The following is a 9,737-nucleotide window of genomic DNA, read 5'->3' on the forward strand; positions in this document are numbered from 1 at the left end:
CTAAAGTCCGCACTACTAACCTTTCTGCTGCGGACTAAAGTCCGCACTACTAACCTTTCTGATTGCGGTTAATCTAGCGGATACGATATGGTGCCTCAATTCATAGCAGTCAAGTAAAAAAGCTACTTTATGTCAGTTTCTGATTATTTCAAAATTATTTAATCATCTAAAATTGCTAATTTGCCTGGTGCAAAATCGATAGAATGAGTTTAGATAATTGGAATTTCGATGATAAATTCAGTACCTTTACCCGGTGCTGAGATGCACTGCAATTTGCCGTTGTGTTTTTCCACGACAATTTGGTGCGAAATTGATAAGCCCAAACCTGTACCTTTGCCTACGGGCTTTGTGGTAAAAAATGGATCGAACAAACGGACGATATTATCTTGGGGAATCCCAGGGCCGTTGTCTTGAATCCGAATGCGAATGCTCTTGTCGTCAATTGTTTCTGTTTTAATGGTGATGGTTGGATCGTTAATTGGGTGGTTTTTGCCGGAATTGCTGCTTTCTTCCAAGGCGTCGATCGCATTTGCTAAGATATTCATGAATACCTGATTTAACTGTCCGGGATGACATTTTATTTGTGGCAGTTCTCCGTATTCTTTAATCACTTCAATGCCCTGCCAGTGTGCCTTGGCTTTCAGCCTGCTGTTCAACATTAACAAGGTACTGTCTAAACCTTCGTGAATGTCGGCAGACTTGAATTTCGCTTCGTCGGCCCGGGAGAAATTGCGCAAAGTTTGAATAATTTCTACAATGCGATCGCATCCTGTGTGCATCGAATTCAGCAATTTTGGCAAATCTTCGGCGAGAAATTCTAAGTCTATATATTCGGCTTCTTTCTGAATCTTTCCTGGGGGATTTGGGTATTCTTCTCGATACATCTGCACGATATCTAACAAGTCGAGAACGTAGCCGCGGACGTGGCAGAGGTTGCCGGCAACAAAGCCAACTGGGTTGTTGATTTCGTGGGCAATTCCTGCTAGCACTTGTCCGAGGGAAGACATTTTTTCGGTTTGGACTAACTGCATTTGAGTTTGCTGCAATTCGCGCAAAGCTGTTTGCAATTCTCTTGATTTTTGCCGATCGCGATCTACCGAAGCGGCCCGTTCTTCCTCAACTCCGATCGCCCCAGCGATAATTCCGATCAGCTTGCAGTCGGCTTCTGTGGGCGCGATCGACTCGGTGTAGATGACGCACATCACACCCACGTAATTGTCGCCCAGCCGCACTGCTTGTCCCAGATAGCTTTGCAGTTGGTAGCGAATGACGACAGGATCGATTTGGCCGTAGATAGTGTTCTGCAAGTCACGAATGACCACAGCCCGATCGCTGGCTTGGTGGCATACATCGGTGCAGATGTGCCCTTCGGCGCGATCGACCTCGGGGTAGTCCGGCGGTGTTTGCCAAGTCGCGATCGCGCGCAATAGCCCGCCACCGACGCGGCTGTAGATGGCGCTGCTGCCGCCCAAAAGCTCTCCGGCTAAGGCTGTCAGGCGCTGGATGTTGTCAGCCGCGTCGGTGGTGAATCCCAAAAAGCACTCGTTGATTTTGCTGAGGCGGTACTCTGCTTGCCGGCGCGCCGTCATGTCGCGCGAGTTGATGACAATTCCGCTCACAGCGGGGTCTGCTAGCAGGTTAATGCCGACTGCTTCGAGAAAACACCAAGAACCGTCAACGCGCCGGAAGCGACCTTCTAGGGCGATGGGATCGCCGGGATTTGCCAGCAGTTTTTCGATGTCTGCCATCACCAATGACAAATCGTCAGGGTGGATCGAATCGAGGACAATTCGATCGATCAGTTCCTCTGGTTCGTAGCCCAAAACTGTTTCTACAGAAGGGCTTTCGTAAACAATGCGCCGCTCCTCGTCGAGGATGGTAATGATGTCGGAACTGTTGAGAATTAGCGATCGCCACTTAGCTTCATTTTGCAGTAAAGCTGATTCGGCAAGTTTGCGATCGGTAATATCCTCGACCATTTCTAGAATAAACTGCGGTGTGGCGTGACTGCTGTGGATGACAGAGGCGCTGAGGCGTCCCCACCTGATGCTGCCGTTTGGGCGGAGGTAGCGCTTCTCGATTTGGTAAGCTTGGCGTTCGCCCAAGGCCAACTGTTGGCGCAACTGGCGATCGGACTGTGCGTCTTCCGGGTGCGCCCACTCGTCGAGTCCAACGCCGCGCAGTTCGGCGGACGATCGCCCCAGCATAGCTTGAAATGCCGGATTAGTGGCGATCGCCACGCCTTCGAGGGTAGCAACTACCATGCCGATCGCAGCGCGTTCAAAAATCGCCCGAAACCGCTGTTCGCTTTCGCGCAAAGCTACTTCGGCTTCCACTTCTTGGGTGATGTCCCGGCCCGCTACTGCCATGCCTTTGCGGGAACCGTCGGGGTTAAACAGCGGCACTTTCCGCACTTCAAACCAATTGCTGCCGCCTGTAGGTAAGGCGACAACTTGGCGGCTGGAGGTAAGAGTAGCTGCTTTCCAGGTGGTTTCGTCGGTTTCTTGCCAATTTAGCAGGATTTCTCTAACTCTGGGAGTTGCTGCTGCTGCGAGTTCGGCGGTAGTTTTGCCTTGGTAGCCTGTGTTTTCCCAGCCCAAAAGTTGCAGGGCGCAGTCGTTAGCAATCAGCCAGCGCCCTTGGCTGTCTGTGAGGTTGAGGGCGTCGGGTACGGCGTCGATCGCGGTTTTCAGCCAGTATTCTCGATCGCGCAGGGCTGCTTCAGCGCGCTTGCGATCGGCGATTTCGGCGACGGTTCCTTCGTAGTAAAGGAGTTCGCCGTTTTCGCCGCAGACTTCGCGCACATTTTCCGAGATCCAGGTAGTGCTGCCGTCACAGCGGAATACGCAGGACTCAAACTCTTTGAGGGAGCCGTTTTTGGTGATAGTGGCAATGAATTCGGCGCGGCGGGCGCGATCGGTATAAAGGTTTTTTGCCGAACATTTTGCGATCAGTTCAGAGGGGGATTTGTAGCCGTAAATTTTTGCCAAAGCCGGGTTGGCGCTGAGGTAGCGCCCGTCTGGGGCGGTTTGAAATATGCCTTCGGTGGCGTTTTCAAAGATGCTGCGGTATTTTGCTTCGGCTTGTTTGACGGCGAATTCTGCTTGAAAGCGATCGGTGATATCAGATTGGACGCCGATGAAGTGGGTGACAGTCCCGCTGCTGTCGCGCACTGGCGAGATGGTGAGTTCGTTCCAGAAGGGGGTGCCGTCTTTGCGGTAGTTTTTCAGAACTACTTTGCAGTCGTGTTGTTCTTGTAGGGCTACGCGGATTTGAGCTAGGGCTGCGCGATCGGTATCCGGGCCTTGCAGGAAGCGGCAGTTGTGCCCGATGATTTCGCTGCTCGAGTAGCCTGTAATTTTCTCGAATGCTGGGTTACAGTATACTATTGGTCTGTCGGGCTTCGTAGCATCTGCGATCGCGATGCCGTTGCTGGTAGCTGCTAGGGCGCGATCGTAAAGCCTCCATACTTCTTCTATTAAATTCGGTGCATTGAGGCCGCTGCGACTCTGCGATAGAGTTTCAGAATGAATGCTTATATCGATCTGCATGAGTTTTTATAGATTAAGTTTATTCTCGATCTCGACTGGCAACATACCCTGTTATTTTAACAAAAATGCCCGGTTTTCCGAAGCTCGAAGCAAGCAGGCGATCGTCCAGAATTCGGGCATTATTTTATACCTACTCAAAACCTCGCATACCTCGTTTTTCTTTCCTTATGCCTTGTGGCTTGTACTTTTTACCTTCAAAAGACTGTTATCTTTTAATTTATAATAGTTGTTACCGCGCTCTCTCTATCTCTGGTATAATTTCTACCATTTTAAATTTGGCATTTGAGATTTGAGATGCGGGATTGCGGATGACTGATGCAGGTTATAGTTGGGAGCTTAGCTATAGTTTGATCCTTTTGGGAAAATGCTATTACTTGGCAGGGTTTAGTCGGCTGATTACTTCCAGCAATCCAATTTTAAATCTCAGCAAAAAATAGATCCTCCGGCTCCGAGCAAATATTTTTAATTAAAAAATTAGTTAAATCATCAAAACTCTGCCGAAAAAAACCGAGTCCTGATTAATTTTGAACGATCGCAGCAAGTTCAGAAATATTCTCGATCGCAAAAGTCGGTGCTAGGGCGAGACACTCAGCGCGATTTCCATAGCCGTAAGCCGCCCAACAAACATCTATCCCAGCATTTTTAGCAAACAGCAAATCAACCGCCGTATCCCCAACCATTAAAACCTGACTGTTATCCAATTCCGGGAACAGCGGCTTAATAATCGAGTGAAAAACACTCGGATTGGGTTTTTGAAGAATTTGTCCGTTGTCACCTACAATCAAATCAAACAAACCGTGAATTCTCAACTTTTCCAGAAATAAATTAACAAAACTAACGTGTTTGTTGCTAAAAACTCCCAGACTCAATCCCGACTTACTTGCTACCTGCAATACTTGCTTTGTCCCGGGAAATAAATCAAGCTGCTTTTCACCTTCAGTCCGATAAAAAGAGCGGTAAGTTTCCACCCATTCACCAATCGCACTTTCCTCGATCGCCGGATGCAGCATTTTGAAAGTATTTGGTAAATTAATACCGATCGTACCTCTAATTGTATCAGTCTCCGGTGGCTCGATCTCAAAATTTTCAAAAGTTTTGGTAATGCAAGATATAATGGCTTTATGAGTAATTGCCAAAGTGCCGTCGAAGTCGAAAATAATTAACTTGTACTGACTCATATTCAGTTCCCAATGTGAAATATAATCTTTGAACATTCAAGAGGTCAACATGAGTGTCACCGAAAAACCCGAACTTCTAGTAACAGATTTTACAGAATTTCCCGACCACACTCAATTACCCGACTCCGACGGTACTTTTGTGAAAAACTTTCAAGAACTTCCTCAAAGCATCCTACTAACAACATCTGTTCGACCCATTTTAGACCAAATTCATCCCGACGGACAATACTGCATCGGTCAAGATTCAGGTATTTATTGGCGAGTCCCGCAACCCCCAGAACCGCCCGAAAGAGGAGCGGAAGCACCAGATTGGTTTTACGTCCCCGACGTGCCGCCAACTCTCGACGGAAATATGCGGCGTTCCTATGTGATGTGGAAAGAATTAATGCCGCCGTTAATTATACTAGAATTTGTTTCTGGAGATGGCAGCGAAGAAAGAGATAAAACTCCCAAACAGGGAAAATTCTGGATTTACGAGCGGATTATTAGACCTGCTTTTTATGGAATTTATGAAGTCAAAAAAGCCCAAATAGAATGCTATCATTTGGTAAAAGATAGATTTGAGTTAATGTCAGAAAATCAGCGCGGACATTACCAAATCGAGCCAATGGGATTGGAATTAGGGATTTGGCAAGGAATTTATCAGGGGGTAGAACTCCCTTGGATGCGCTGGTGGGATGCTGAGGGGAATTTGCTGCTGGCCGCTGAAGAACGAGCCGAACAAGCAGAATTAGCAGTCGAACAAGCGCAGTCAGAAGCAGAACAAGAACGACAAAGGCGCATAGAAGCCGAGCAGCGAATTCAAGCTTTGGAAGCGCGTTTGCGAGAGTTAGAAGGCAGGTAATCAGTTGACCTGGGACAGTTGACCTGGGACAGCTATAGCAGTCCTAAATCATTTGCATAATTTTTGTAGGGTTCTTAAAGACCCTGGTTCCCCGGATAGATAAGGGGTAGGCTTTTTTGGCACTACCCCTACAAAACTTCATCAATCATTTAGGATTGCTATATGGCAATTCTAAATCATTCCCAATCTTCGGATGTGAAATTAACTCCGGTTTGCCGTCAGGACTTCAGTCCTTAAGAGCAGAGCATCAAGGACTAAAGTCCCTACTACAAACATTTTTTGTTTGCTTGATTTCAAGCACCGATCGCAATTCCTAGAATCAAGAGGGCGGGTTTATTAAATTATTTTTTTTGATGCGTAAATGGCTGTACAACTAGCCCCTACGCACATATTTTTTGTGGTTCAGCTAATTTCTAGTATGGAAGATTTAAAAATAATCGCTTGTAATCCAGAAGCTGCTTGTATTATTTGATAAGTATTTTGTAGCTTTGTGTAAGTCCTATGGCACTAATTGTTCAGAAATATGGCGGAACATCGGTTGGTACAGTCGATCGCATTTTAGAAGTAGCCCGACGAGTAGTCAAAACAGTACAGCTTGGAAACTCCCTCGTCGTCGTCCTTTCAGCAATGGGGAAAACTACCGATGGTTTAGTGAAACTCGCCAAAGAAATTTCCCCAAATCCCAACAAACGGGAAATGGATATGTTGCTTTCGACTGGGGAACAAGTATCGATCGCCCTGTTAAGCATGGCATTGCAGGAAATGGGACAGCCCGCAATTTCCCTCACCGGCGCCCAAGTCGGCATCGTCACCGAAGCCGCCCACACCCGCGCCCGGATTTTGCGCATCGATCCTTCCCGGCTGGAAACCCAGTTAAATTGCGGAAAAGTTGTCGTCGTTGCTGGTTTTCAAGGCATCGCCGACGCCGGAGAATTGGAAATCACCACCTTGGGGCGCGGCGGTTCGGATACCACAGCAGTAGCCCTCGCCGCAGCCTTGCGCGCCGACAGGTGCGAAATTTATACCGACGTGCCCGGAATTCTCACTACAGATCCGCGCTTGGTAGCCGACGCGCAATTGATGGATGAGATCACCTGCGACGAAATGCTGGAATTGGCGAGTTTGGGTGCAAAAGTCCTGCATCCGCGCGCGGTAGAGATTGCCAAGAATTACGGCGTGCCGCTGATCGTGCTTTCTAGCTGGAGCGACGCCCCCGGTACGCTGGTAGTGTCCCCCCCACCGCAACCCCGGCCTTTGGAGGGCTTGGAGCTTGCAAAAGCGGTCGATGCGGTGGAATTTGACTTGGATCAGGCGGGCGTGTCGCTGTTGCGTTTACCCGATCGCCCGGGAGTAGCAGCGCGGTTGTTTGGTGCGATCGCGCAACAACACCTCGATGTAGACTTAATTATCCAATCAATTCACGAAGGAAATACGAACGATATCGCCTTTACAGTCAGGCGAAATTCCCTGAATCAAGCAGTCGCGGTTGCAGATGCAATAGTCCCCGCCTTGGGTAAAAATTCTCGCCCAGAATTGGGGGAACCAGAAGTGAAAGCAGAGGAACGACCCATAGCTAAAGTTAGCATTGCGGGTGCGGGAATGATCGGGCGGCCGAGGGTAGCGGCCGAGATGTTTAAGACTTTGGCGGATGCGGGAATTAACATTCAGATGATTTCCACTTCCGAGGTCAAGGTTAGTTGTACGATCGATGCTGCGGAGTGCGATCGGGCAGTTGCCGAACTCTGCAAAGCATTTGATGTCGCCAACTCCCCTGTCGGGCTGCATACCTCATCCAACAAACCGCCCGCAGTCAGGGCTGTAGCGTTGGATCTCAATCAAGCGCGTCTGGCAATTCGCCAATTACCCGATCGACCCGGAGTAGCAGCAAAACTGTTCGGACTGTTAGCCGAAGAAAATATCAGCGTAGATACAATCATTCAATCGCAACGCTGCCACAATATCGACGGCATCCTAACACGCGACATAGCATTTACCGTAGCACAAATAGATGCAGCCGCCGCCAAAACAGTCCTAGAAAAATCAGCAGTTGAATTCGGCTGGGGCGAAGTAGCAGTCGATACAGAAATCGCTAAAGTTAGCGTAGTCGGTTCCGGGATGGTAGCGCATCCGGGAGTAGCGGCGAAGATGTTTGAAGCGCTTTCGCAGCACAAAATCAACATTCAAATGATTGCTACTTCTGAGATTAAGATTAGCTGCGTTGTGGATGAGGCGCAAGGTGTCACAGCTTTGAAAGCAATTCACACCGCGTTTGAGCTTTCGGGAAGTGAAAGAATCCAAGTTCCAGCTTAATTCTTCAGTAGGGTGCGCACTGCGCACCTTACCGAATTTCAGAATATTCGACTGTGTTAGGATCGAATTGGCGATCGCCTAAAAGGAATTTAATCTTATGACAGTAGCTAACGAAAAAATTACTGATACCAGCAGCAATAGCGGTTTATCGAATTTCCGCATCACTATCGAACGTCTGATCAAACTTTTAGATTTAGAAGAAGAGGATGAGTACGGGATTTTGAGACCGACTGAATATGCTTTCAGGACAGCGATGAAATTGGTTGTTGAGGCCTATGATAGTATGGGCAATAATTTTCCTAAATGCTCGACTGGTACAGATGACAAAGGTAGTATCAGACTTGCTTGGCAAAATAGAAATGCTGATTGTAGAGTCAGGTTATTCTGCCCATCTAATGCCGAGGGGAAAGCTTACATTTATCATCAAAAAAATCAGGAATATAAATCCGAAGATATCATTTCCGCATCAACTTTAGTTCATTGGCTAGAGTGGTTTAATAAGGCATGAATGATAAATCTTCTAGCAGTGACTCAGAGTTCGAGCCTTTACCTGAAAGTGCTATTGTCTATAGAGCTTTACTTCGCCGACAATGGATTGACGAAGCAAATAATTTAGTTGTATCTTCCGCTTATTTACTGCGAGCCAATGAACCGGGTTTATCGGTAACAATTGCCAGTGTTTGTTCACCCGAACAATGTGCAGCAAAATTCAGAAATTGTTACGGAGTTGCTAGTCTGCAAGTAGGACAAATTCGTGAATTAGGTTTAGATGCAGTACCTGATTCAGCATCCCACGCTCAGATTGTCGGTTTACCTTATGTGATAGATGACCGAGACAGGGCTGAAAGATTAGCTGATTTGTTAGCAGAGCAGTCTATAGTTATATGGAAACCTTCGCAAGTATAGTGCAGCAAGTTGTTTAATAATTCCATAGCATTAGCCTGTGTTAGGATCGAATTGGCGATCGCCTAAAAGGAATTTAATCTTATGACAGTAACTAACGAAAAAATTACTGATAGCAGCAATAGCGGTTTATCGAATTTCCGAATCACTATCGAACGTTTGATCGAACTTTTAGATGTAGAAGAAGAGGATGAGTACGGAATTTTGAGGCCGACTGAATATGCTTTCAGGACAGCGATGAAATTGGTTGTTGAGGCCTACGATAGCATGGGAGACAGTTTTCCAAAATGCTCTACTGCTACAGATGACCGAGGCAGTATTACGCTAGATTGGACAACCTTAGAACCAGAGCGCACAGTCCGCCTATTTTGTCCGTTCAGTGCGGAACAACCAGTTGATATCTATCATCATGCAAAGAATGAAAATGCAGTTGAAGATATCGTTTCATCATTAACATTGGTTTACTGGTTGCAGTGGTTTAACAAAAGATGATAGAACCATCTTCAGGGAATGTGTCAGAGTTTGAAGAATTATCTGATAATGCAGTTGTTTACCGAGCTCTCCGAAAAGGATGGATAGATCGAGATAGCTCGATCGTCAAATCGGATGCCTACTATTTGCGCCAACGTATAAACGAACAGGGTATTTCTGTCAATTTTTCCATAGAGCAATCTTTGAAGGCGTTGAAAAATTGTGAAGGAGTTGCTAGCATTAATGTAGGGAAAATTTGAGAAATAGGTCTAAATGTAGTACGTGACTCTTTATCTCATGGCAGTATTATAGGCTTGCCCTATCGTGAAGATAACCGTTCAACGGCTGATGAACTCGCACTTTTGTTGTCAAGACAATCTAGAATTGTATGGGAATCATAGTGTTAGCTAGAGTCCCGACTTCTCCTAGGGCGTCGGTTCAGTATTAAGAGTTGACAAGAAAAGAGATGTATGCAATTAC

At 46.9% G+C, this 9,737-nt stretch carries 8 protein-coding genes; 6 read left to right on the top strand and 2 right to left on the bottom strand.

Annotated features, from left to right (window positions below):
* Positions 1-209 precede the first annotated feature (209 nt).
* Both QT974_RS19560 and QT974_RS19565 read right to left on the bottom strand, forming a co-directional pair.
* Positions 210-3,551 (bottom strand): PAS domain S-box protein, encoded by a 3,342-nt coding sequence (locus QT974_RS19560; RefSeq protein ID WP_333470094.1) that lies wholly within the window; start codon positions 3,549-3,551, stop codon positions 210-212.
* Between the two features lie 518 nt (positions 3,552-4,069).
* On the bottom strand, positions 4,070-4,729 hold the full coding sequence (locus tag QT974_RS19565; protein ID WP_333470095.1) for an HAD family hydrolase: 660 nt from the start codon (positions 4,727-4,729) through the stop codon (positions 4,070-4,072).
* A 49-nt stretch (positions 4,730-4,778) separates the two neighbouring features.
* On the opposite strand from QT974_RS19565, the gene QT974_RS19570 reads away from it, so the two are divergent.
* From QT974_RS19570 to QT974_RS19595, 6 genes are all read left to right on the top strand, one after another.
* Positions 4,779-5,573 (top strand): Uma2 family endonuclease, encoded by a 795-nt coding sequence (locus QT974_RS19570; protein ID WP_333470102.1) that lies wholly within the window; start codon positions 4,779-4,781, stop codon positions 5,571-5,573.
* A 501-nt stretch (positions 5,574-6,074) separates the two neighbouring features.
* Entirely contained in the window at positions 6,075-7,883 is a 1,809-nt protein-coding gene (locus QT974_RS19575; RefSeq protein ID WP_333470096.1) for an aspartate kinase, read from the top strand.
* Positions 7,884-7,980: 97 nt separating this feature from the next.
* Positions 7,981-8,391: a hypothetical protein gene (locus QT974_RS19580; protein WP_333470097.1), complete on the top strand. Its 411-nt coding sequence runs from the start codon at positions 7,981-7,983 to the stop codon at positions 8,389-8,391.
* Entirely contained in the window at positions 8,388-8,789 is a 402-nt protein-coding gene (locus QT974_RS19585) for a hypothetical protein (RefSeq protein ID WP_333470098.1), read from the top strand. The genes QT974_RS19580 and QT974_RS19585 overlap by 4 nt, the downstream gene beginning before the upstream one ends.
* An 81-nt stretch (positions 8,790-8,870) precedes the next feature.
* Positions 8,871-9,278, top strand: a complete 408-nt coding sequence (locus tag QT974_RS19590; RefSeq protein WP_333470099.1) for a hypothetical protein — start codon at positions 8,871-8,873, stop codon at positions 9,276-9,278.
* Entirely contained in the window at positions 9,275-9,517 is a 243-nt protein-coding gene (locus tag QT974_RS19595; RefSeq protein WP_333470100.1) for a hypothetical protein, read from the top strand. The genes QT974_RS19590 and QT974_RS19595 overlap by 4 nt, the downstream gene beginning before the upstream one ends.
* Positions 9,518-9,737: the final 220 nt, after the last annotated feature.

Origin of the sequence: Microcoleus sp. BM001215392 (assembly GCF_036700185.1) — a bacterium.
Taxonomy (GTDB): Bacteria; Cyanobacteriota; Cyanobacteriia; order Cyanobacteriales; family Microcoleaceae; genus Microcoleus.

Bases quoted from the DNA above. Each gene is read 5' to 3' on its own strand.
- QT974_RS19560 (WP_333470094.1), bottom strand. From the start codon at position 3,551: ATGCAGATCGATATAAGCATTCATTCTGAAACTCTATCGCAGAGTCGC.
- QT974_RS19565 (WP_333470095.1), bottom strand. From the start codon at position 4,729: ATGAGTCAGTACAAGTTAATTATTTTCGACTTCGACGGCACTTTGGCA.
- QT974_RS19570 (WP_333470102.1), top strand. From the start codon at position 4,779: ATGAGTGTCACCGAAAAACCCGAACTTCTAGTAACAGATTTTACAGAA.
- QT974_RS19575 (WP_333470096.1), top strand. From the start codon at position 6,075: ATGGCACTAATTGTTCAGAAATATGGCGGAACATCGGTTGGTACAGTC.
- QT974_RS19580 (WP_333470097.1), top strand. From the start codon at position 7,981: ATGACAGTAGCTAACGAAAAAATTACTGATACCAGCAGCAATAGCGGT.
- QT974_RS19585 (WP_333470098.1), top strand. From the start codon at position 8,388: ATGAATGATAAATCTTCTAGCAGTGACTCAGAGTTCGAGCCTTTACCT.
- QT974_RS19590 (WP_333470099.1), top strand. From the start codon at position 8,871: ATGACAGTAACTAACGAAAAAATTACTGATAGCAGCAATAGCGGTTTA.
- QT974_RS19595 (WP_333470100.1), top strand. From the start codon at position 9,275: ATGATAGAACCATCTTCAGGGAATGTGTCAGAGTTTGAAGAATTATCT.